20 protein-coding genes and 1 pseudogene are annotated in these 22,623 nt (G+C 64.6%); 7 read left to right on the forward strand and 14 right to left on the reverse strand.

What is annotated here, in order from left to right; genetic code table 11:
• A pseudogene (locus J9889_RS24200) lies at window positions 1–123 on the forward strand (IS630 family transposase); the annotation flags it as partial.
• Between the two features lie 20 nt (window positions 124–143).
• Window positions 144–857 carry a hypothetical protein gene (locus tag J9889_RS16925; protein WP_160836803.1) on the forward strand — a complete coding sequence of 238 codons (714 nt, stop codon included), beginning with the start codon at window positions 144–146 and terminating at the stop codon, window positions 855–857.
• A gap of 54 nt (window positions 858–911) precedes the next feature.
• Here the strand turns inward: J9889_RS16925 and J9889_RS16930 are convergent, their stop codons facing one another.
• Together J9889_RS16930 and J9889_RS16935 are read right to left on the reverse strand one after the other, a co-directional pair.
• A complete protein-coding gene (locus J9889_RS16930; RefSeq protein WP_103858695.1) occupies window positions 912–1,658 on the reverse strand; it encodes a lipase secretion chaperone in 747 nt (248 codons plus the stop codon).
• Window positions 1,655–2,557, reverse strand: a complete 903-nt coding sequence (locus J9889_RS16935; protein WP_210557438.1) for a triacylglycerol lipase — start codon at window positions 2,555–2,557, stop codon at window positions 1,655–1,657. The genes J9889_RS16930 and J9889_RS16935 overlap by 4 nt, the downstream gene beginning before the upstream one ends.
• 293 nt (window positions 2,558–2,850) lie before the next feature.
• On the opposite strand from J9889_RS16935, the gene J9889_RS16940 reads away from it, so the two are divergent.
• Both J9889_RS16940 and J9889_RS16945 read left to right on the forward strand, forming a co-directional pair.
• Entirely contained in the window at window positions 2,851–3,276 is a 426-nt protein-coding gene (locus J9889_RS16940) for a hypothetical protein (RefSeq protein ID WP_029313599.1), read from the forward strand.
• Between the two features lie 23 nt (window positions 3,277–3,299).
• On the forward strand, window positions 3,300–3,914 hold the full coding sequence (locus tag J9889_RS16945; protein WP_041212366.1) for a superoxide dismutase: 615 nt from the start codon (window positions 3,300–3,302) through the stop codon (window positions 3,912–3,914).
• A 53-nt stretch (window positions 3,915–3,967) separates the two neighbouring features.
• Here the strand turns inward: J9889_RS16945 and J9889_RS16950 are convergent, their stop codons facing one another.
• From J9889_RS16950 to J9889_RS16985, 8 genes are all read right to left on the reverse strand, one after another.
• Window positions 3,968–4,906 (reverse strand): ElyC/SanA/YdcF family protein, encoded by a 939-nt coding sequence (locus J9889_RS16950; RefSeq protein WP_210557439.1) that lies wholly within the window; start codon window positions 4,904–4,906, stop codon window positions 3,968–3,970.
• 156 nt (window positions 4,907–5,062) lie between these two features.
• The gene (locus tag J9889_RS16955) at window positions 5,063–7,810 is read right to left on the reverse strand and encodes a collagenase (protein ID WP_202041296.1); all 2,748 of its coding nucleotides are present in this window, start codon (window positions 7,808–7,810) and stop codon (window positions 5,063–5,065) included.
• A gap of 176 nt (window positions 7,811–7,986) precedes the next feature.
• Entirely contained in the window at window positions 7,987–9,387 is a 1,401-nt protein-coding gene (menE, locus tag J9889_RS16960) for an o-succinylbenzoate--CoA ligase (RefSeq protein WP_103858692.1), read from the reverse strand.
• Window positions 9,388–9,390: 3 nt separating this feature from the next.
• Window positions 9,391–10,320: an o-succinylbenzoate synthase gene (gene menC, locus J9889_RS16965; protein ID WP_210557441.1), complete on the reverse strand. Its 930-nt coding sequence runs from the start codon at window positions 10,318–10,320 to the stop codon at window positions 9,391–9,393.
• Complete coding sequence (gene menB, locus J9889_RS16970) at window positions 10,320–11,168, reverse strand: 1,4-dihydroxy-2-naphthoyl-CoA synthase (RefSeq protein ID WP_010672740.1); 849 nt, start codon at window positions 11,166–11,168, stop codon at window positions 10,320–10,322. The genes menC and menB overlap by 1 nt, the downstream gene beginning before the upstream one ends.
• A 4-nt stretch (window positions 11,169–11,172) precedes the next feature.
• Window positions 11,173–11,937 carry a 2-succinyl-6-hydroxy-2,4-cyclohexadiene-1-carboxylate synthase gene (gene menH / locus J9889_RS16975; RefSeq protein WP_103858690.1) on the reverse strand — a complete coding sequence of 255 codons (765 nt, stop codon included), beginning with the start codon at window positions 11,935–11,937 and terminating at the stop codon, window positions 11,173–11,175.
• Entirely contained in the window at window positions 11,927–13,672 is a 1,746-nt protein-coding gene (gene menD / locus J9889_RS16980; protein ID WP_161957710.1) for a 2-succinyl-5-enolpyruvyl-6-hydroxy-3-cyclohexene-1-carboxylic-acid synthase, read from the reverse strand. Before menD ends, menH begins: the two co-directional genes overlap by 11 nt.
• 33 nt (window positions 13,673–13,705) lie before the next feature.
• Window positions 13,706–15,037 carry an isochorismate synthase gene (locus J9889_RS16985; protein ID WP_210557442.1) on the reverse strand — a complete coding sequence of 444 codons (1,332 nt, stop codon included), beginning with the start codon at window positions 15,035–15,037 and terminating at the stop codon, window positions 13,706–13,708.
• Between the two features lie 210 nt (window positions 15,038–15,247).
• Here J9889_RS16985 and J9889_RS16990 point away from each other — a divergent pair, with 210 nt between their 5' ends.
• Entirely contained in the window at window positions 15,248–16,153 is a 906-nt protein-coding gene (locus J9889_RS16990) for a 1,4-dihydroxy-2-naphthoate polyprenyltransferase (RefSeq protein WP_161957709.1), read from the forward strand.
• A gap of 206 nt (window positions 16,154–16,359) precedes the next feature.
• On the opposite strand, the gene J9889_RS16995 is transcribed toward J9889_RS16990, so the two are convergent.
• The gene (locus J9889_RS16995; RefSeq protein WP_103858688.1) at window positions 16,360–17,754 is read right to left on the reverse strand and encodes a PepSY domain-containing protein; all 1,395 of its coding nucleotides are present in this window, start codon (window positions 17,752–17,754) and stop codon (window positions 16,360–16,362) included.
• Between the two features lie 255 nt (window positions 17,755–18,009).
• Here J9889_RS16995 and J9889_RS17000 point away from each other — a divergent pair, with 255 nt between their 5' ends.
• Window positions 18,010–18,432 carry a hypothetical protein gene (locus J9889_RS17000; protein WP_041212282.1) on the forward strand — a complete coding sequence of 141 codons (423 nt, stop codon included), beginning with the start codon at window positions 18,010–18,012 and terminating at the stop codon, window positions 18,430–18,432.
• 9 nt (window positions 18,433–18,441) lie between these two features.
• On the opposite strand, the gene J9889_RS17005 is transcribed toward J9889_RS17000, so the two are convergent.
• A complete protein-coding gene (locus J9889_RS17005; protein ID WP_039039772.1) occupies window positions 18,442–18,732 on the reverse strand; it encodes a YkgJ family cysteine cluster protein in 291 nt (96 codons plus the stop codon).
• 85 nt (window positions 18,733–18,817) lie between these two features.
• Entirely contained in the window at window positions 18,818–20,197 is a 1,380-nt protein-coding gene (dbpA, locus tag J9889_RS17010) for an ATP-dependent RNA helicase DbpA (protein ID WP_039039771.1), read from the reverse strand.
• 527 nt (window positions 20,198–20,724) lie between these two features.
• On the opposite strand from dbpA, the gene J9889_RS17015 reads away from it, so the two are divergent.
• Window positions 20,725–21,930 carry a nucleoside transporter C-terminal domain-containing protein gene (locus J9889_RS17015; RefSeq protein ID WP_041214374.1) on the forward strand — a complete coding sequence of 402 codons (1,206 nt, stop codon included), beginning with the start codon at window positions 20,725–20,727 and terminating at the stop codon, window positions 21,928–21,930.
• Between the two features lie 107 nt (window positions 21,931–22,037).
• Here J9889_RS17015 and J9889_RS17020 read toward each other — a convergent pair whose 3' ends face one another.
• Window positions 22,038–22,595 (reverse strand): cytochrome b/b6 domain-containing protein, encoded by a 558-nt coding sequence (locus J9889_RS17020; RefSeq protein ID WP_210557444.1) that lies wholly within the window; start codon window positions 22,593–22,595, stop codon window positions 22,038–22,040.
• Window positions 22,596–22,623 lie beyond the last annotated feature (28 nt).

Consider the following 22,623-nt stretch of genomic DNA (forward strand, 5'->3'; position numbering starts at 1 on the left):
AATCGCAGCTTCAAGGATTACGACGACATCCTTGATGCCTGCACATCGGCCTGGAAGCACTTTATTGCCGATGTGGAGCGGGTGATGTCACTTTGTAGCCGAGATTGGATAAAACTGACCTAATGTTTAATCCGATTGGTATTATGCGCACAACCGCGATCGCCCTGAGCCTCGGCTTGGGACTGGGACTCTGCTCCCTGCCTTCATTTGCCGCCTCCCTGGCCGAGCAGTTCACCCTGATGGAGAAGGGGGCCGACAGCGCCCTCGATACCCGCTTGTTCAGCCACGATGGCGTTGACATCAAGGCCTGGGTCGACGGCACGCCTGTCATCATCGCCGTGCCCATCCTGAACGAGCAGGGCAAACAGGAAGGGGAGAGCCGTTACTACTTCAAGGGCGGCAAGCTGTTCGGGGTGAAGGAGCCCGCCGCCCAGTTCGCCTTCGATGACAGTGGCAAGCTGACCCAATGGCTGGACGACAAGGGGCAGCCTGCGGAGTTTGTCAGCAAGATGAGCATGCAGCAGCGGGAAGCCTGGCTGGCCAGACGGGCGGCCGAGCTGGGCGGGTTGTTTGCACCGAGCACCGCCGAGGAGAAGGCTGACAAGGGGGGCGTCAAGCTCAAGGGGGCCGAGCTCGCCCAGTGGCTCTGCAATGGCAAGCTGATGGCGCTCGCCGGAGGTGACAAGGTGACCTTCGAGCCGGCCAAACTCAAGAGGAGTGCAGAGGGCATCAAGGGAGAAGTTTCCCTGCGCCAGGAGAAGGGGTGGCAGGATCTCTGCCTCACCTGCGAGGTGCAGGGCAACCGGGTGACTCGCCTCATCTGGCAGCCGCTGCCGGGTGCCAACAAGCCGCAGTAAGGGCGGCAGCGTCAAAGAATGGGGGCCCACTTGCGGGCCCCTTTTTCATGCCGGTTACTGCTCGTCCAGGGTGAGCCGGGTGAGGGCCTCCACCCGTCGCCACTGACCGGGCTCGAACCAGCGTGCCAGGATCTCCGGCTGCTGGCTGACCCGGGCCTCGGCAGGCAGGGGCCTGATCTCGTCCAGATAGCCGGCCAGCTGCTGCGCGAACCCCTGCTGGCTCTCTGCCAGCTGGTGCAACCGGTCTGCCGCCTCCGGTCCCAACTGTTCGCGCAGTGCGGCGTCACGCCCGGCTGCGGGGAGTTGCTCCAGAGCCTGCAGATCGCCGAGCAGGCGGCTGTTGGCCTCCGCCTCCCGAAACCACTGGGGCTGCTCCGCCAGCCAGAGCTCCAGCTCACTCGCCAGCAGCGGCTTGTCGGCATCGCTGGCCTCCGCCAGCGCCTTGCGGCGCAGGGTCCACTGCTCCATCAGCCTGTCCTCGGCAAACAGCTGCTCCTGCTCAACCGGGGTGAAACGCTGCCTGCGCAACTGTTCGCGCTCGTCGAACAGCTTCTGCAAGCTGGCCAGGCCCGGATCCGTCGGCACCGTCAGGCTGCCCTCAGCCGCGAGAAAGGCTTCATGGCGGGCCTGCAGCGAGCCCTTGTCCGGCGGCGGTGCGGCCTGCCTGACCAGAGGGGACGCGGGCCCGGCATGTTGCGGCGAAGGAGAAGGGGCGGTTGCGTCAGCGGAGGGCCAATATTGCCAGCCCCCCAGCAGCAGGGCCGCAGCCAGCGGAGCGGCCATCAGCCATGCCCTGTTCATAGTCCCAGCCTCTGCAGGCGGTTGGCGTGCTGGCGATAGAGGTTGACCGGGTCTGTCTCGAACAGGTGGCGAATGCCGAACGACTGGTTCACCTCGTCCAGATGGTTCATGCGGTAGTGGGTGCCGATCACCTTGCCGAGGTGGCTGCTGCACACCCCGACCAGGCCGTCACTGGGCTCCTTGAAGAAGCTGCCGGTCAGCGCCAGCGCCGGATCCACCGGATCCAGGATGTTGGTCATGGTGCCGCGCCCGCTCCAGGAGAAGTAGTAGACCCCGTTGGCGGCCTGCATGGGCCCTTCACCGCAATGCTGGCTAGGCAGCCCTTCCGGATAGCGCTGGTTGAAGCGCTGGGCGCCGGTGCTGGTGAGGGCGTCGAGGGGATCCTGCGGCAGCTGGCTGCCCCCGGAGAGCAGCGAGATGACCCCGGACAGGGCCGAGGCGGCGGCCACCGCCAGACCTTCGGCCGCCGAGCCCGGCGTCACCTTGGCCCGCACCAGGTCGGCGATCTCCGAGCCATGGTTGACCCCGCCCACGCTGGTGGCGGAAGCGACCAGCTCGGGGGCGACAGAAGCGACGTAGCGAATGGTGGGGCCGCCGTGGGAGTGGCCGATGAGGTTCACCTTCTCCGCCCCTGTGATGGCGAGCACCTGCTGCACCTGCTTGAGCAGCTGTTCACCGCGCAGCTCCGAGCTCTGGGTGGCGGAGACCTGGGCCACGTAGACCTTGGCGCCATCCCGGGTCAGGGCCTGGAGGATGCCGTAGAAGTAATCGACACCGAGCAGCTTGTCGAAACCGAACAGACCGTGCACCAGCACTATGGGGTAGCGGGTCTGGGTATAACCGGCCCCCTGACCCAGCATGGGCAGGGCGCACAACAGCATCAATAGCCATCTTTTCATCTTCACCGTCCTTGTGAAAAAACCGGCTGCATTCTGGTCGTCACCGGGGCAGGCACCGGCCTCATGCCAGTACCGGCAGCATGGTAGCTGAACTCAAATGTATCTGTGGGTGGGATCACTAAACCGGGGATTGCAGAAAAACCCTACCCATATGGGCAAAAAAGGCGGCACCAACTATTCCTTGTGTCTGCTCATCAAATAAGTTAAATAATAATTATTATCATTTGAGTGGTCGAGTCATGACGGGAACCTGGGTGAAGGGGTGGGTCGGTACCACCGGAGCGGACAGCAGCATGGCGCACTGGAAAGCGCAGACCCTGAGTGGCAACCGCCATTTCGATGCGGGGGAGTACGCCAGGGCGCTCGACTGCTATCAGCAGGCGCTGTGGCTTGCCCGCCAGCAGTTTGCCGACTGGCATGATGCCGACGAAGCGGTGGCGGCCCTGGTGGTGGCCCATCACAACCTGGCGGATCTGCTGGTGGCCATGACCCTGCCGGATCGGGCCGCCGACCTGCTGTGTCACATCCATGATTGCCTGCTGGCCACCAGCCAGTCCCCCACCAGTTCCGCTGCCCTGCGGGAGGCGGCTGTTCGCCACGCCCGCAGCACCCGTACCGAGCTGCTCGCCTTTCTGGGCAAACACGGTCATCACGACGGCATCCAGCGCAGCCTGGGTCAATGTCTGTGTCAGACCGGCTCTGCCCATCAACTGCATTGAGCCCAACAGGAGAGACAATGAACATGAGCCATACCCTGCCAGCCCTTCCTTACGCCTATGACGCGCTGGAACCCCATATCGATGCAAAGACCATGGAGATCCATCACAGCCGTCACCATCAGACTTATGTCACCAACCTCAATGCCGCCCTGGCCGATCTGCCGGAGCTGGCTGCCCTGCCGCTGGAGGCATTGCTTGCCCGTATCGACAGCCTGCCGGCCCAGGTGCAGGGGGCGGTGCGCAATCACGGCGGCGGTCACGCCAACCACAGCCTGTTCTGGCAGGTGATGAGTCCGCAGGGCGGCGGCGAGCCGGACGGCGAGCTGGCCGCAGCGATCGAGCGGGATCTGGGTGGGCTGGAATCCTTCAGACAGGCCTTTACCCAGGCGGCGTTGAGCCGTTTTGGCAGCGGCTGGGCCTGGCTGGTGGTCGATGGGCGCGGCAAGTTGCAGGTGGTGAGCAGCGCGAACCAGGACAGCCCCCTGATGGAGGGGCTCACCCCCATACTCGGGCTGGATGTGTGGGAGCATGCCTACTACCTCAAGTACCAGAACAAGCGTCCCGACTACATAGCCGCGTTTTACAACGTGATCGACTGGGACGAGGTGGCACGGCGTTACGTGGTGGCTCTGGCCTGATCGCCGGAAATACCGAGCCCAATGAAAGAGACCCGCCTGTTGGCGGGTCTCTGCTATTGAGGGGTCGGCGCGCTGCCGGTTGGCGGCGCCGCGCTGGTGGCAGCCGGATTATCCACGGGCGTTGTCTCGCTCGGCACGGCTGCGCTGGTGGCTGGTGCACCGCTGGTTGCAGCCGCTGCACTGGTGTCGGTTGCCGCGCTCACTGCCGCTGCCTGCTTGGCTTTCGGCTGATGAGGGGGCGGTGCAATGGGCAGGCAGGGCTGGCTCGCGCCTATGGTGCTCAACGCCTGGCAGGGGACCGGGCCGCCGATGACGATGGGCTCGCCGAGGAATTTGGGACCCTTGTCCAGCACGTAGAGGTCGAGCAGCCCCATCAGGCGGGCGAACACCTCGCGCACCCGGGTCTTGATGCCCTGATAGGCGCTGGGATCCACGGCGTTGAAGCCGACCGCCTCGATGCCGAAATGGCGGGCGATGAAGATGGCACGCTCGTTGTGAAAGGCCTGGGAGACCACGGTGAAGTGGGCCTGACCGAACACCTCCTTGGCACGCACGATGGAGTCCAGGGTCCGAAAACCGGCGTAGTCGCTGTAGATGGCGCTGGCCGGAATGCCGGCCTGGATCAGGGCCCGCCGCATTTGGCGCGGTTCGTTGTACTGCACGGTGGCGTTGTCGCCGGAGACCAGGATGTAGTCCACCTTGCCGTTGTTGTAGAGCTCGGCGGCGGCCTTGATCCGGTATTTGAAGTAGTGGTTAGGGCTGCCGCCAATCAGGTATTTGGAGGTGCCGAGCACCAGGGCGACCCGGTTGTAGGGCACCGCGTTGACGTCGTCGTAGGTGTAGTGACGGGCGTCCGAGACGGTCCACTCGCTGTAGCCAAGCAGGGCGGCGATGGAGGCCAGCAACAGGCAGAGGCAGGCGAGCAGGATCTTGGCAAACTTCTTCATGCGCGGTGCGGTTCGGGTCTGAAGTAAGAGAAGACAGGGGGCCATTCTATTACAAGTTGTTGTGGCGCGTCAGGTTTGATGGCGGCGCAGGGTCTCACTCGGGCAGAGGTTGTCGCAGCGCGCGCCCCGATCCCGGGCTTATCAAACGGCGCCATAAACAAGGGGCGACCATGGCCGCCCCTTGTCATAGCCGTCTCGTCCTCAGTGGGAGGAGTCGTTGGCCTTGCACTCGTCAGAGTCCTTGTTGGCTTCCCACCAAGGCAGCAGCTCGCGGCCGAGCCACTGCTGGTAGGCCTCGCTGTCGCTTGCGATCAGCGCATCCAGCTCGGCTTCGAAGGCGCTCATCGCCTGCTGCTGATCCGGGTTGCGCAGGGCCCGGGCCATGGCCAGCCAGCTGGCGCCGCGACCCGTCTCGCTGAGGAAGCGGTGCACCGTGTAGGACCAGGAGTAGACCATCTCGCCGCCCTTGTCGTAATCCAGGTGCAGGATGTCGGCCAGGGCCGGACGGTCGCTGGCCGGGCGGCCGGCGACGTTGTCCAGACCGCGGGCGAAGCACTGACCGTGGGCGATGAATTCCGCCAGCCCTTCCGACCACCAGGTGGTGCGATTGAGCGGGTAGTGGCCGAAGCTGCCGTACTGGTTGAAGCGGCCGTCCAGGTAGTGCACGTACTCGTGGCGCAGGTTCCACACCTGGAACGCAGGGCGTTTCCACTCCGCCTCGTAGGCGAAGAAGCGGGCCTGGTTGCCGGGGCGAGCCGGATCCCCTTCGAGGTAGATGCCGCCGTTGTCGGTGGAGACGCCGCCGAACAGGGCACTGCCGTAGCGTTTCCAGTCGGCGGAGGAGTTGAAGACCACCAGTTCCAGCGCCTCGTTGTGATCGTCCGCCACCGGCTGCCAGCCGGTCTCCATCTGCTGGTGGAACTGCTGCTCTTCGGCACCCAGTTCACGGCAGATCCCCTCGGCCTGGCTCATGGTCAGATCCTGGGCCCGCAGGCGCAGGGTCGGCGAGCAGGTATGCTCGAAGGGCAGCACGTCCTCCACCCGGACAGGGGTGCAGAGCCCGGCGAAGTCACCGCTGATGCAGGCTTCGCTGGTGCGGTCCGTGTAGGTCAGGTAGTAGGTGGAGAGGGTCAGTGACATGTCTTCCAGCAGGTCCTGACTCTGCTGACCACCAGGGATCAGGTCGTGGTGGCGAACCAGTTCGATGACGGAGTCATCCAGCAGATTGCGGTAGCCGTCGAGCTCGTCCGGGCGGGTATGGCGGGCGACCCGGTAGAGGCGTGTGTAGGCATCCAGCACGTTGTTGAGCAGGAACAGATCGGCGCCATCCCTTCCTTGCCACAACGCGAGCTCGCTCATGGCGAGGGCGTGCAGCTGCTTGCGCAGCTCGCCATCCTGCTGGCGGAAGTCGTTGGCGAAGGGGTCGCTGTAGTCGCTGGCAAAGTCGAGGAAGTTGAGCAGATCGAACAGACCGGTCGCCCAGGCGTGCTGGCCGTTGATCTCGCTGGCATGGCGGGTGCTGTAGGCCAGCATCTGGTTGAACTCGCCGAGCAGGGTGCCAAAGCGGCTCTGCACTGCCGGGCTCTTGAACTGACCGTGCAGGGCGATGCTCCAGGCACCGATCACGGAGCCCACCTCATCGGTGGGTTGCTCCGGGAAGAGCAGCGGATGGGCACCCAGCGCGGTCAATGCCTCAGCCAGCGCCTCGGCGGCGGCCGGGCCGTCTTCCTTGTGCTTGCCGTAGTTGTGGTAGTTGTGGGCGCGCACGTATTCCAGCAGCAGCTTCATGGCCGGATGAGCCGGCTGATTGGCCGCCAGCAGGCTCTGGATGCCGCGCGACACGGCCAGCAGCTTGGTGTCATCGTGACCATAGTTCTCCTGCCAGACCGGCGCGGGCTGGCCACTGGCATCCTGCACTATCCTGGCCGCGTCGGCGTCCAGCAACTCGGTACCCGGCAGATCCGGCTCGGAGCAGGCGCGGCCGTCGGCACGGCGACAGTCGATCTGCTCTTCCTTGCTGGCCAGCACGATGGGGCGGTTGAGCACCCGGCTCTCCTGCCACTCGGTTGTTTCCGGCAGGGTCTGCCATTCGCTGCCCCCCACCGGGTATTGATAGCCGGTGTCCTTCAAGACCACCTGCACTTCGCTGCCGGCGGGCAGGGTCTGACGGCACACCCGGTAGCTGATGGTCTTGTCCCCTTCCTGACGGGTCTGGGGTTCATCGCACTCCTGCTGGGCCTTGATCTCGTCCAGCAGCCAGGTGTACTGGCGCCAGACGTGCAGCTCGCTCACCTGCTTGGCGGCCTGGCTGCCCGCGATAGGCTGCAGGCGGAAGAAGATCTGTTCGAGGCGACCCTCCCGTTCGTTGGGAGTCTCTTCCAGCACCTTCAATTGCTGCCAGTTTTGCGGCTGGTACTGCCATGCCTGCTCGGCGCAGCGGCCTTCGGCGTTGAGCTCGCAGCGATCCAGCTCCTGCTCGCTGTGACCCAGGATGACCCGCTCAGCCAGCGGTAAACGATCCTGACGCGATGCGGTCGGGGTGCCCGCCAGCGGCTCCCAGCGGCCCTGCTTCATGCCGTAGCCATAGTCATAGCTGCTGGCCGGGACGGCCTTGCCGGCCGGTACCACCTCTTCACAGCTGAGGTAGCGGATCTGCCAGCCCTGCTCGATCTTGAGTTGCGGCTCGCCGCACAGCTGCTCTGCCAGCGCAGCCAGGTTGGCATCGCGCCAGTCGAAGCGGCGATACACCCTCAACTGCTGATAAGGGGCGTCGCCGCTGCGGGCGCTCAGTTCAAAGGTCACTTCGGTGAGACGATCCCCCAGCTGACGGCTGGATTCGCCTTTGAGTTGATACTGTTGCCAGTCGGAGGGGGAGTAGTTGGCCAGCGCCGAGGTGGCGAGCAGACCGGGGGCTGCCAGGAGCAGCAGCCGGGGAGAGAGGTGCTTCATCATGATCCCTTTGGTGGATGGAGAGGCGTGGGGACCGGAGAGGGTATTGAGCTCCAAAGGAATATCAATTGGCCAGATGGCGCAGCGAAATGATGCATTCGGGAGCAAACAACATAAAAACAGCCCCAAAGGGGGCTGTGTTGATAGCAAGGACTGCGCCCCATATGGGGGAGGCGTCACTCCTCTTGTCGCAAGCTGCGGGCGAGCAGGGTGCGGGAGGGTTTCAGATTGCCGCCGAGATCCGGCCAGGGATGCCACTGGTCCGGCACCATGAAGCCGGGTAACGACAGCCTGATCCAGGCGGCCAGTTCGGCAGGGGGGGCAGGTTCGTCGTGCCAGTCGATGAAGGCGGCGGGCCTATGCCCCCACTCGTCGCTCGGCACCGGCACCACCAGGGCCTGGGCCACGGCGGGGTGATCCACCAGCCGCTGTTCTATGGTCTCGGGCTGGATGTTCTCCCCCCCCGAGATGAAGAGGTTGTCGAGCCGCCCCTCCACCACCAGATCGCCCCCCGGAGTGAGGCGGCCCTTATCCCGGGTGTGGAACCAGCCCTCTTCATCGAGGGGGCGCACCAGCTCGCCCTCCCTGAAATATCCGGCAAACAGGGTCTCACCGCGCACGCAGATCTCCCCCTGGCGGATGCAGACCTCCCGCCCCGGCAGCGGGCGACCCACCACGCCGGCGGCGCAGGGTTGCCCGGTACAGACCTGGCTGCCCATCTCGGAGAGGCCATAGCTCACCTTGGGCTCTAGCCCCAGAGCGGTCAGCCGGTTGACCAGGGGCGCCGGGATGGCGGCGCCCCCGAGCAGCAGCTCTCGCACCCGGGTGCGGGATGGGTCGAACCCCTGTGCCAGCAGGCGCCAGAGCTGGGTCGGCACCAGCGAAAGGTGGGTGATGGGCTGATCCTCGAGCCGCGCCTTGAGGGGCCGGGTGCGATCGTCCAGCACCAGGGCGGCTCCCGCCAGGAAGACCCGAAACAAGATAGCGTAACCGCCGACGTGAAACAGTGGCAGGGAGAGCAGCCAGCCGCAGGCTTCGTCCAGGGGGAGCAGGGTGGCGGAACCCCGGGCCGAAGCGAGGTGGTTGGCGAGGCGGTGTACCACCGCCTTGGGGGTACCGCTGGATCCCGAGGTGAGGATCATGTTGTTCGGCTGGTCGGGTACCAGCGGGGACTCCCCATCTGCGGCCAGCTCGCCCGTGAAGTCGAGGCTGAGGGCTTGCCAGTCGCCCGCCGGGATCTCGCCTGCCGACCAGAATGCCCGGGCCTCGAGCTGGCTCGCCAGTTCGCTGTGTCTGGTTGCCGGAAAGGCGGGATTGAGGGGGCAGAAGACGATGCCGCTGCGCACGCAGGCCCAGGCCAGCAACACATCCTCCAGGGCGCCGCGCACCACGGCGGCGAGATGATCTCCCCGTTCCAGCCCGGCCCGGGCGAGCTGATTGCACAGGCTGTTGAGGCGCAGGTCAAGGCGCTGGTAGCTAAGAGGCTCCCCGCTGTGGATGGCAATGCGATGAGGGGCCAGTGCCGCCCAGCGTCGTACCGGGCAGGTTTCCTGCCGTGGGATCTGACGGGTCACCATGGGTCAGTCACGGTGAAACAGGGGGGCCATCCTGCTCGGATCGGGTTGCCCCTGCTTGTCCAGCAGATCCCTGGCCAGCCAGCGGCGGGTATCGAGGCCAGGGGCCTGATCCGGCGCCCACTCCCCTGCGAGGCGGGCGAGCTGGCCGAGGCCGAGACCGGACTCGAAACAGGAGGAGACGATCACCTTGAGTTTCAGTTCGCGAGCGCGGGCCACCAGGGCCTCGCTGTTGGCGAGGGCGCCGAGCAGGGTCGGCTTGAGCACCAGGGCGCGCAGTTGCGGGATGGGCTCCCAGGGCTTGCCCTGGGCCAGCAGTTCATCCAGCGCCACCGGCATGCCGGTGCGGCTGGCGACGAAGGCGATGTCCTCGAAGTCGGCGCACAGATCTTCGAGGTATTCGATGCGATTCGGATCCAGGTGGCTGCAGAAGGCCCAGGCCTCCTCGCGGGTCCAGCCCTGGTTGGCGTCCAGAACCAGTTTGAGATTGGGGCGCCGATCGAGCAGCAGCCGGATCAGCGCCAGCTCGTCGCGCATGGGGTAGCGGGCTACCTTCAGCTTGGCCTTGAGGGGGGTCTCGTGCAGCCACTGCTTCCAGTTCTTGAGCAGCTCCTGGGGGGAGCCCTGGATCAGCGGATAGGGTTCGGGCAGGGGGGCACCCTGCTCGGGCCAGCTACGACGGGCGCAGTCGAGCCCGAACTGCACCGAGGGCAGCTGTGGCGTCGGGGTCTGTCCCCGCGCCAGCTGCGCCAGACAGTCGAGGGCGTCGGCCTGGGCGTCGGCCAGGGTCTCTTTGGAAAATCCTGGCAGGGGGGCTATCTCCCCCCAGCCATCGTCGATGCGTACCAGCAGGCCCTCGCGCGCTACCTGCAACTGACCATGAAAGGCCAGGGGCTGGGTAAAGGGCAGTTGGTAGCGGTAGAGGGCGAGTGTCATCAGGGATTCCGCTTGTATTTGGAGAAGTCGGGACGGCGTTTCTCGTTGAATGCGTTGCGCCCTTCCTGACCCTCTTCGGTCATGTAGAACAGCATGGTGGCATTGCCTGCCAGCTCCTGCAAACCGGCCTGGCCGTCGCAGTCGGCGTTGAGGGCCGCCTTCAGGCAGCGCAGGGCCATGGGGCTGTGTTGCAGCATCTCGCGGCACCAGCGCACGGTTTCACGCTCCAGCTCGGCCAGGGGCACGACGGTGTTGACCAGCCCCATGTCGAGGGCCTGTTTGGCGTCGTAGAGGCGGCAGAGGAACCAGATCTCCCGAGCCTTCTTCTGGCCGACGATGCGGGCCATGTAGGAGGCGCCCCAGCCGCCGTCGAAGGAGCCCACCTTGGGGCCGGTCTGGCCAAACTGGGCGTTGTCGGCGGCGATGGTCAGGTCGCACATCATGTGCAGCACGTGGCCGCCACCGACGGCGTAGCCAGCCACCATGGCCACCACGGGTTTGGGGCAGGTACGGATGTCACGCTGGAAGTCGAGCACGTTGAGGTGATGGGTGCCTTCATCGTCCTTGTAGCCACCGTAGTCGCCGCGGATCTTCTGGTCGCCGCCGGCGCAGAAGGCCTTCTCGCCGAAGCCGGTGAGGATGATGGAGCCGACCTTGTCGTCGTAGCGGGCATCGGCCAGGGCTTGCAGCATCTCTTTCACGGTACGGGGGCGGAAGGCGTTGCGCACCTGGGGACGGTTGATGGTGATCTTGGCAATGCCCTCTGGGGACTTGTGATAGAGGATGTCCTCGTAACCGGCGGAGCAGTCGTGCCACTCGACAGGGGCATAGAGCTCGGCTTCCGTCATCGCTTCAATCATGGATCTTCTCTTCTGGTTGGTGAGCCCACTCCCGCAGGAGCCGGGCAAAGGTATCGGGCTGGCTTGTGTGCAGATTGTGTCCGCCATCCAGAGCCAAGTGTTTGATATTGCAGCCTTGCTTTACCAACTGGCAAGCGAGGGCATGGAATTTGTGATCCCGGTTGCCGGAGATCCACTGCACCGGCAGCCGGGTATCCCGAAGCCAGGGGGCGAGATCCGGCTGTCGCCCCAGGGACGTGGCCCTCAGCATGGCGGCCACGGCCTTGCCGTCGTTGCCAAGGCGGCGTGCGGCCTGGTGGGTGCGGGCATCGTCGTCCAGGTCGGCGAAGACGCCCTGGCGGTACCAGTCGGCAAGCACCCGGATCAGGGGCTCGCACTCGAAACGCCGGGCCCAGGCTTCATCGTGAGCGATGCGGGCCGGACGTTCACCAGCAGGCAGCCCGGGGTGGCAGTTCTCCAGCAGCAGGGCCTGCAACCCCGCCGGGGAGTGGCTGGCGTGATGAAGCGCGAGCCGCCCCCCCAGCGAATACCCCACCAGCCGGTAGTGGGCGATATCCCGTGCGGCCAGCTCGTCGCAGAGCCAGCGATGGGCCTCGTCAAAGCCGCTCACCCGCAGTGCCCGGTTGCGGCCGTGGCCCGGCAGATCCAGGGCATGGTACGGGACACCGGGCAGGGCCTGGATGACAGGTCGCCAGTCGTCGGCGTCCCCCAGCAGGCCGTGCAGCAGCACCAGCGGCACGGCGGGATCAGAGACCACGGATAGCGGCTCCCAGTGCCTTGAGATCCTCGGCGACTTCACTGCTCGGTATCTTGATTTCAATCAGGGTTACCCCGTTTTTCAGGGCTGCGGCATAGTCCTGCTCAAATGCGTCGAGGGTGGTGGGGGCCCGGTAGTGCAGGCCGAACATGGCGGCGGCGTGCTCGAAGTGCAGGCCGTGGGGCAGGCAGTAGTAGGTCTCCAGCAGGGCGTCCTGGGTGGGCACAGGCAGCATGCGGAAGATGCTGCCGCCGTCGTTGTTGAGCAGGATCACCACCAGGGGGAGGCTCCCCTTGCCGAGCAGCGCAAGGCTGTTGAGATCGTGCAGGGCGCTGAGATCCCCGAGCAGCAGGGTGGTGGGCTCGCGACTGTCAGGCGGGACCGACTGTGCGAAGCCGTATGCGGTGGCGATAAGGCCATCGATGCCGGAGGCGCCGCGGTTGGTCATCACCCGGCTGGGGCCCTTGCCCACCTCGCCCAGCATGTCCATCAGCCGGGCCGGCATGCTGTTGCCGACGAACAACTGACCCTGGATGAGCTGATTCAGGCGGTGGCACACCCCTAGCTCCGAGAAGCGATCACAGGCGGTGCGGATCTGCTGGCTGATGGCCTGCTGGCGCGCGGCCAACTGGTGCCAGGGCTGCTGCGAATGGGGGATTGGATGGGCGGCCGCAAAGGCGGCGGGATCGCACACCAGGCGACGGCGCAGCCGGTAGTCGGGGTCGAGGCGTGCCGGCTGCGGGTCCACCAGCCAGTAATCCTGCCAGGGGTGTTGTTTGATGAACTGGCTGAGGCGCTTGGAGATGAGGCGGGCGCCGAATTGCAGCAGTACCTCGGCGCGGGCCAGCTCGGCCACGAAGTCGCTGTGTTGCAGGGCGAGATCCGTGTGGACGAGGTTGCGATCATCGAAGCGGATCTGGCTTTGCAGATCTGCCAGCAGGGGCCAGCCGAGGCGGTCTGCCAGCTCGGCCACCGCCTTGCCTTGCACCGGATCCTGGATGCGCCCGGCGACGATGACACCGCGCTTGCCCTTCAGCTCCTCCCAGTCCGGCTGGGCGGGGCAGCCCGGCTCGCCCACCAGCCAGGGGCTCCAGGGGTTGGCCGAGCGCAGCCAGTCGCCGAGGGGCGCCAGGTAATCGGAAAAGTCCAGATAGTGGTCGCCGGGGTAGAGGGGCTCGGGGTACATGCAGTTGAAGTGCACCGGCCCCGGGGTGTGCGCCTGTCGTGCCAGGGCCTGATCCACCGAGCTCAGCACGAAGGCCGCCGGAATGGTGGGAGTGGGGCTCGGCAGATTTTGCTGATAGACGGGGTAGCGACCGAAGATCCCCGGCTGATCGATGGCCTGGTTGGCCCCGTTGTCGATGAGCTCGGGTGGCCTGTCGGCAGAGAGAATGATGAGCGGGACCCCGGTGAGCTGGGCTTCCGCCACCGCGGGCCAGAGGTTGGCCACCGCGGTGCCAGAGGTCATGATGACCGCCACTGGGCGGCCGCTCCCCTTGGCCAGCCCCAGCGCCATGAAGCCCAGACCCCGCTCGTCGAAGTGCAGGTGGCGGCGAAAGCCCGGGTGGGCGGCGGCGGCCATGGTGAGCGGCGCCGAGCGGGATCCGGAGGCCAGGGCGATGTCACGCACGCCGAGGCGAAAGAGCTCTTCCAGCAAGAGGGAGGACCAGACATGGTTGAAGGTGGCGTGATGGCTGGCAAAGGCGTGATGCGCGGACACGTGGCTGGCGGACATGAAGCTCTCGCAGTGAGGAGTCGGTAAGAAACGCTATCCCAGCAGGGAGAGCACGTTGGCGATCTTGTTGTCGAGTTCGGCCCACTCGGCGGCGGGCTCCGATCCCGCCACTATGCCGGCACCGGCGAACAGGCTGATGCGCGGGCCCCTGATCCGGGCGCTGCGAATGGCGACGGAGAACTCCGAGGTCTCCCGGCTCAGCATGCCACAGGCACCGGCATACCAGCCGCGATCATGGGGCTCGCATTCACGGATGAAGGCGAGCGCCGCCTCGCGGGGGGCGCCCCCCACGGCGGGGGTGGGGTGCAGGGCAGCCAGCAGTTGCCAGTCGCAGACGCCGGGTTTGAGCTCGGCCTCGATGTCGCACTTGAGGTGTTGCAGCAGCCGCAATTTCAGAATGCGCGGCTCGGTCAGGGTGGCATCGGTCGTGAGGGGTGCCAGGCGGCTGAGAATGTCGGCGTGAACCAGCCGGTTCTCCAGCCGGTTCTTGCTGTCGGCCAGCAGCTCGGCGGCCAGGGCCGCGTCGGTCGCCTCATCCCCGGAACGGCGAATGGTGCCTGCCAGCGCCTCGGTAAAGAGGTGGCCCTTCTCCCGGCGGTAGAGGCGCTCGGGGGAGCAGGAGATGAAGCTCTGCTCGGGGGAGAACTGGAAGCCGAAGTGGAAGCACTCCTGGGCGTGGCGGGCCCACTGTGTCAGCAGGGACCAGGGGCAGAGGGGCGCATCGTGCGCCTCGCTCTGGAGCAGGCTCTCCCGCGACAGCACCACCTTGGGGGTGCGGGCCTGGAAGTCGGGGGCCGTGACCTGCTCCACCAGGGTCTGCCACTGGGCAGGGCCCGGCAGGTCCTGGCGCTGCCATGGCCGCTTCTGCAGGGCGGGCAGAGGGGCCTCGGGTTGCAGGGCATCGAGCGCCGCCTCGGCGGCGCAGAGTTCGGCTTCGAATGCGTGACCCTCTTCCCGGGCAGGCAGCCAGAGATTGAGGCAGAGGCTGGTGCACTCCCCCCGGCGTACCAGCTCGATACGGGGCAGCACGAAGTGGCAGGGGCCAAAACCCTGCCAGCCGGGCAGATCCGGGTCGAACGCCAGGCCACCGTAGTAGCGAGGGCTGTCTTCACTGGCCGTGCCGGCAAGGTCGCAGACCCGCTGGATATCCTCCGGCCGGGTCAGCTCGTGAATGGCGCCAAGCGCCACGTACTCGGGGCTCTGTTGCCCTCTGGCGTGCCAATAGATGCGGGGGTAGAGCGTCTGGGCCGCCAACCAGCCGGGAAAGACGTCGACGTGAGCGGCCACGCGCAGTCGCACGAAACCGCTGACAGTGCTGTGACGCAGGGCGTCCAGTTGTTGCTTGAGGTGGGTCTGAGCCAACATGGATGTCTAGTCTGAGCCGGATAATCGCGATCGCTCCGGGGGAGGATGGCGCAGGTTGATGCCAAAGGGCGACGATTTCCTATATATTATCTGCCCATTCGTCCATGTAAATTGCCCGGGGGAGCCGACGCCCCCGCGCAGCCAAGTATACCTAAATCCGGTTCGATAACCCTTAACACGATCAATATCTGATTGTTTGGCCATCACAATATGACAAATACCTTCTCTGTTTGGTTGCTGGCGGCGCGTTTGCGAACTCTGCCCCTGGCGTGCTCCTCCATCTTGCTGGGCTCGGGGCTGGCAGCCAGCCGGGGAGCGTTCGACGGCACCATCATGGGGCTCTCCCTGCTGACCGCCATCCTGCTGCAAATTCTCTCCAATCTGGCCAACGACTATGGCGATGCGGTCTCCGGTGCCGACAACGGGGAGCGGATCGGTCCCCAGCGCGCCGTGGTTTCCGGCCTCATCACCCGGCACCAGATGTGTGTGGCCATGGGGCTGACCGCCCTGGCGGCCGTGATGAGCGGCCTCTCCCTGCTGGTCTGCGCCTTCGGGGAGGCGTGGCAGCAGATCCTGACGTTCATCCTGCTGGGGGGAGCGGCCATCGTCGCGGCCATCACCTACACGGTGGGCAAGAGCCCCTACGGCTATCGCGGCTTCGGGGACATCTCGGTGTTCCTGTTCTTCGGCCTGCTGGGGGTGCTCGGCTCCTACTACCTCTTCACCCATAGCCTGGAGTGGGACCTGTTGCTGCCCGCCACCGCCTGCGGCCTGCTGGCGACTGCCGTGCTCAACATCAACAACGTGCGGGACATCGAGACCGATGCCGCCAGCGGCAAGATCACCCTGGCGGTGCGCCTTGGCCGCAACCGGGCCATCGCCTATCACTGGGTCTTGCTGGGGGCGGCGCTGCTGGCGACCATCGCCTTCCTGCTGACTCAGCCTGCGAGCCTCTGGCCCTGGATCTTCCTGCCCGCCATGAAGCCCCTCACCGATGCCGCCCGCACCCTGCGAGAGAGTTTCGATGGCGAGGTGCTGACCGGCGCCCTCAAGAAGACCGCCATCAGCGCATTTCTGTTCAGCCTGCTGCTCTCCGCCGGGCTGGCGCTCACCTGAGGCCGACGCGTTTGGCAACAAAAAGGGCTCCCGAACGGGAGCCCTTTTTGCTGATGTGTCGATGCGTTGTTGTTTCATCAGACCGATGTGATGATCGCTAGGGGAGGAGCATGCCGCCAGGCGAAGGATGGTGCCAGGTGATGCAGACGACGAGGGCCCCCGACAGGGAGCCCTCGTGTGCATGAGGCGGGCTTGCCCCTGACGGGTCAGCTTGCCTGGGCCACGGCCGTGCGGCGAGAGAAGAAGAGACTGTCCAGCAGCCAGATGGCAACCATGGAGGCCCCCACCAGCGGGAAGCAGATCCCGAGCACGACCAGCACCGCGATGGCACCGCCCATGGGAGGCAGCTTGGCGGGCAGGGGCGGGGCGGCGAGGCGACCACTGGGACGGCGGCTCCACCAGATCCAGAGCCCGCTCACCGAGCTTGCCAGAATCATCAGGCAGATGAGCAGCATGACGAGCTGGTGCGGCCAGCCGTAGAGCTTGCCCATGTGCAGCATGACGCCGGTTTCCACCGTCTTGGCGACCGGGCCGTAATCCTGCCAGCGCACGTCGACCAGCACCTTGCCGCTGTATTGGTCGATGTGCAGGGTGGCGTCGTTGCGGGGATCATCGGCAAAGATGGCGATGGTATAGACGCCGGTTTCACCGACCGGGGGGGTGATGCTGTAACCCGGGCTGACCCCCCGCTCGCTGGCGATGTCGACCACCTGTTGCAGCGGAATGCGATGGCTGGCCATGACCATGCCCTCGTGTCCGCCGCCATGGGTCATGGCGCTGTGATCATGGCTCTCTGCCGTGGGTTGGGAGCTCGGCATGGGCAGGGTCTCAGCCCCCCAGGAGACGGTCTGTTCGTGAGCCTGGTTGAGGCTGCGGGTGAGGGGGGCCGACTTGGGCACCTCGTTCCACATGGCCGCAGGGAAGCGGTTCCAGACATCGGCGAACTGGCCGCCCCAGAAACCGGTCCAGGTCATGCCCGTCAGCAGCAGCAGCAGCAGGAAACCCGCGCCCCAGAAGCCGACCACGGCGTGCAGATCACGCCACCAGAGACGGCCGCGCTGGTGCATTCTCGGCCAGAGGATGCCCCCCACACCCGGCCCCTTGCGGGGCCACCAGAGATAGAGTCCGCTGACGAGGAGCACGATTCCCCAGCCTGCGGCCAGCTCGATCAGGCGATCACCCGTGGTACCAAGCATCAGCTCCGCATGGAGAGCACGCGCCACCGCCTGCAGGTTCCACTTGTTGTCCATGGTGCCGAGCAGGGCGCCGTTCGCGGGATCCATGAAGAGGGTCAGCTCCTGCCCTTCACGCATCACGACTATCTGGGCGCTCGCGTCCGCTGCCACCGGGGGCAGGTATTTGCGCAGGCTGGCGTCCGGCATGGCGATGGTTGCCTTGGCCAGCAGCTGGTCGGCACTCAGGGTCTGGGTGGCGGGCGTCACCTTCATCAGCTCGGGGTAGAGCAGGTTGTCCAGCTGCGGTTTGAACAGATAGACGATGCCGGTGAGGGAGAGCAGGATCAGGAAGGGGGCGACGAAGAGACCGGCATAGAAATGCCAGCGCCAGATCCGTTGGTAATAACTTGCGTCTTGTTGCTTCATCGTTGATCCCTGGGTGAACGCCAAAAGGTTTCAGTAGGTGGAATGTTTTGAATGGCGCGGATAATAGCAGCAACGTTTTGTTAACTGCAACAGAACATGTCGAGGAAATGTACATTCCGCCACCGGGGTAAAAGCGGGGGTTGAATGGCGCTTTCCGTTCACAATGCGGGGAGCTTCATGGACTTTTCGGGGATAAATTCTTACTTTGTGGCAACACAGGGCATATCAGCCGCAGCGAAGGACTCAAGGCAGGAGGTGAACGTGCAAGCACACGGCCATTTTGAGATGCAGCGACAAGGGCAACTGCTGATCTGTCGGCCGAGCGGCCCTTTCAACCTGGCAGGCGCCATGGCCTATGAGGGCAAGTTCAGCCAGCAGATAAGCCGTTTGCAGGGAGCCCCCTGGGGCATCGTCGAGGTCGCGACCGAGTTCGAGGCCGCCGGCCCCGAGGTGCTGGCCCGTTTTCGTCGCCAGTTCAACTGGTGCGCCACCCATGGCTGCGCCTTTCTGGCGGTGGTCATGATCGGGGATTTCAAACGTTATCTGGCGGATCACGTTTTCAGCGAGCTTCCCTTTCAGGAGGTGCGCTATTTCGAGGAGGAAGCGCAGGCCATCCACTGGCTGACACAGCGCCTCGAGGGGCTGCAAGGCAAGGAGAGCCACGTCAGCACGGGTTGAACACCCCGGTTACTCCAGCCTGATGAACCACTTGTCCCGCTCGTCGAGGCAGTCGGGCTCCCCCATCTCGAATTCACGGCAGATCAGCGGCCGCACCTCGTAGATGCGACACATCATGGTGTTGCGGTCGAGGGCGGCGCACCAGCCATCTTCCAGTCTGTGCATCACGGGCACTTCTCCTTCCCGCTCCTCGATATAGCGGTCCGGCACGCCGGTGTCGGTGAAGAGCATCACCTCGAGGCGGCAGCAGCAGGCTTCGCAGTTCTGGCAGCTCACATCGCTCTGGATTGCTTGGGTCATGTCACCTGTCTTGCCGCATGGCGGCGAATGATATGAAACAGGCGCCTGTCAGGCGCCTGTGGTCTGGCCGGGCGTGTGAAATACCTTAGCCCAGTTTGCGGGCACGGTAGCTGCGCCCCTTGATCTTGCCCTCCTGCAACCGCTTGAGGGCGGCGCTCGCCACCTGGCGCTTCACCGCCACGTAGGAGTACTGCTCGGAAATCTGGATCTTGCCCACATCGGCCCCGGCAATGCCGCCTTCGCCAGTCAGGGCGCCGAGGATGTCACCGGCACGCACCTTGCTCTTGCGGCCCGCATCGATGGAGAGGGTCACCATCTGCGGCGCGATCGGCTTGATGTCGCGGCCGATCCCGGCCAGGTCGCCCTGGGGAATGGGGGCCTGCTGGTACTCCTCGATGAAGTTGACGCGCTGGGCCTCGTTCGGCTGGTAGAGGCTCAGGGCCAGGCCCTGCTGGCCGGCACGGCCGGTACGGCCGATGCGGTGCACGTGCACCTCGGGGTCGTAGGTGAGCTCGTAGTTGATGACGGCCCCCAGCTCCTTGATGTCGAGGCCGCGGGCCGCCACGTCGGTGGCGACCAGTATGGTGGCGCTGCCGTTGGCGAAGCGCACCAGCACCTGATCCCGCTCACGCTGTTCCAGGTCACCGTTCAGCGCCAGCGCCGAGAAGCCCTTGGCGGCCAGGTGATCGGCCACGTCGTTGCAGGCGCGCTTGGTGTTGCAGAACACCACGCAGGAGCCCGGTTGGTAGTGGCTGAGCAGCCAGGTGAGGGCATCGAGGCGCTGGCCGGCCGGCACTTCATACAACTTCTGTTCGATGGCGCTCTCTTCGTGCAGGGACTCCACGCTCACCTCCACCGGGTTGCGTTGCACGCCGCGGCTCATCTGGGCGATCCCTTCCGGATAGGTGGCGGAGAAGAGCAGGGTCTGGCGATCCCGCGGGGCGTGGCTGATGACGCGGTTGATGTCTTCGCCAAAGCCCATGTCCAGCATGCGATCCGCTTCGTCCAGCACCAGCGTCTTGAGGTCGTCGAGCTCAAGGGTGCCCTGCTCCAGGTGCTTGAGGATCCGGCCCGGGGTGCCGACGGCGATGTGGGCGCCAAAGCCCAGGGTGGCGGATTGCGGTGCGGTCGGGGTGCCGCCGCACAGGGTCACCAGCTTGACGTTGGGCAGGGTGCGGGCGAGACGACGGATCTCGGTGGCCACCTGATCCGCCAGCTCGCGGGTCGGACAGAGCACCAGCGCCTGCACGGCCAGCCGGTTGACGTCCAGCTTGGCCAGCAGACCCAGGCCGAAGGCCGCGGTCTTGCCGCTGCCGGTTTTCGCCTTGGCGATCAAATCTTTGCCGTCGAGCACCAGGGGCAGGCTCTGGGCCTGGATCGGGGTCATCTGCAGATAGCCCAGGCTGGCGAGGTTGTCCTGCAGGGCGGAGGAGAGGTTCAGGCTGCTAAATTCGCTGTTGTTCACAAAAGGACTCTATGTCGGAAAACCAGAAATGGGGGTGCGCGGTGCGCAAGGGGGCGCATCATACCAGAATGTGCCGCCGGATGCGGTGAATATTTGAACGGTTGGCGTCATGGGTTGCCGATGGAGGCTTCTGTCTGCGTTGGCGGGCTTGCGGTATGTAAAAAGAGCACAATGGAACAGGGTGGTCATGGCCAGATCATGATGAATGGCGAGAAAACGTTTTTAATTAAACATGTCCTGGTGCTGATGAGTCATCGGAGGATGCCATATGGGATATGGCCGTTATGAAATATATATACGAATGAGGAATAAAATTAACGAATTGGCATAACTTATTGTTTTTGATTTATTTTTAAACTTCCCAAGTGACGATTAATAATTATGTGCCTTGGCAATTAATTTAAAAACGTTTGTATTATTTCGCATGCATATTTTTACCGCGGATTGTGATGATTCTCTGATTTTTAAATATGCAGTTCTTTATGATGGCGCCGGTCAAAAATAACAATTCAATGGGTGCTACTGGTATGGAATACGTTCATTTCGTGCTCGGACTCGTGATGGTCCTGGCATTGGCGTTGCTGGCAAACCGCCGCAACTGGAAACAGATCAAGCTGCGTTACATCGGCCAGCTGCTGGTGGTCGAGCTGGCGCTCGCCTGGTTCATGCTCAACTCCGAAGTGGGTCTGGCGGTGGTGGGTGGCTTTGCAGCCGGCTTCACCAAGCTGATGGAGTTTGCCAAGCAGGGGACCGACTTCGTGTTCGGCGGTCTGGTCAACGAAGGGGCCTTCTCCTTCTTCCTGATGGTGCTGATGCCCATCGTCTTCATCTCCGTGTTGATCGGCATTTTGCAGTACATCCGTCTGCTGCCCATCGTCATTCGTGGCATCGGCACCGTGCTGGCCAGGATCAACGGCATGGGCAAGCTGGAGTCCTTCAACGCCATCAGCTCCATGATCGTCGGTCAGTCCGAGAACTTCATCGCCCTCAAGAACATACTGCCGCACCTGAACGAGAAGCAGATGTACACCCTGGCGGCGACGGCCATGTCCACCGTCTCCATGTCCATCGTTGGTGCCTACATGCAGCTGATCGAGCCGCGCTACGTGGTGGCCGCGCTGGTGCTCAACATGTTCAGCACCTTCGTGGTGCTCTCCCTCATCAACCCCTACGAGCCCGACAACACCGTGACCGATGCCAAGGCGCTGGCCGAGGGTGACGAGCACCACACGCCGAAGAAGGAGAACTTCTTCGAGATGCTGGGGGAATACATCATGGCCGGTTTCACCGTGGCGGTGATCGTCGGTGCCATGCTGGTGGGCTTCATCGCCCTGATCGCCCTCATCAACTACCTGTTCGAGGCGGCGTTCGGCGTCAACTTCCAGCACGTCATGGGCTACATCTTCTATCCCGTTGCCTGGATCCTGGGCATCCCGGGCAGTGAAGCGCTGCAGGCCGGCTCCATCATGGCGACCAAGCTGGTGACCAACGAGTTCGTGGCCATGATGGATCTGGGCAAGATTGCCGCCGAGCTCTCCCCGCGCACCGTCGGCATCCTCTCCATCTTCATGGTGTCGTTCGCCAACTTCAGCTCCATCGGCATCATCGCCGGTGCGGTGAAGGCGCTCAACGAAGAGAAGGGCAACATGGTCTCCCGCTTCGGTCTGAAGCTGGTCTATGGCTCCACCCTGGTGAGCCTGCTTTCCGCCGTTATCGCCGGTGTGATGATCTAGGTCCTCCCCCCGCGCTGCTCATGACGACCCCCTGCCTTGGCAGGGGGTCGTTTTTTTGGGCAGATGAGTGGGTGAACTGAGGAGGGGACTGGTCGGCAGCCCGGCCATCAAGCGCGGGGGTCCTCCACCCTGATGTTGGCGGGGACCCGCTTTTTGCCCAGCACCATGGCGCGGACCAAATCGCTGCGGGTGAGGCGATCGGTCAGGAGTACCACGGCCGCATGGACGCCAACGGCGGCCATCAGGGTGTTGGCGATGATGCCGTGCAGCTCCTCCAGCCACTCCTCGCCCCAGAAGGCATCCCAGGTGGTGAGCCAGCCGGTGACGACGGTCCCGACCAGGGACAGCAGCAGCAACCAGATCATCAGGGAGCCGACCGGATTGTGGCCGAGGTAGTAGGGGTGGCGCCCCTGGGCGAGCTGGCGCAGGTAGTAGCGGACACGGGCAGGGGTTGGCCACCACTGGCCGAAGCGGGCGTAATAGGGGCCGACCAGCCCCCACAGAAGGCGGATGATGAGCAGGATGCCCACCGCGTAGCCAGCATATCTGTGGGGTTTGCTGCCCTCTTCCAGCACGAAGAAGTTGAGCAGGCAGAGGGTGACGGTCGCCCAGTGAAACACCCGGATGAGGGGATCCCAGACTTTCACTTCAGAGGCAGGTGTCATGGCAAGGCTCCATGGTGGGGGCCGGGGG

Origin of the sequence: Aeromonas sp. PrichA-15, assembly GCF_017939245.1 — a bacterium.
GTDB lineage: Bacteria > Pseudomonadota > Gammaproteobacteria > Enterobacterales > Aeromonadaceae > Aeromonas > Aeromonas caviae.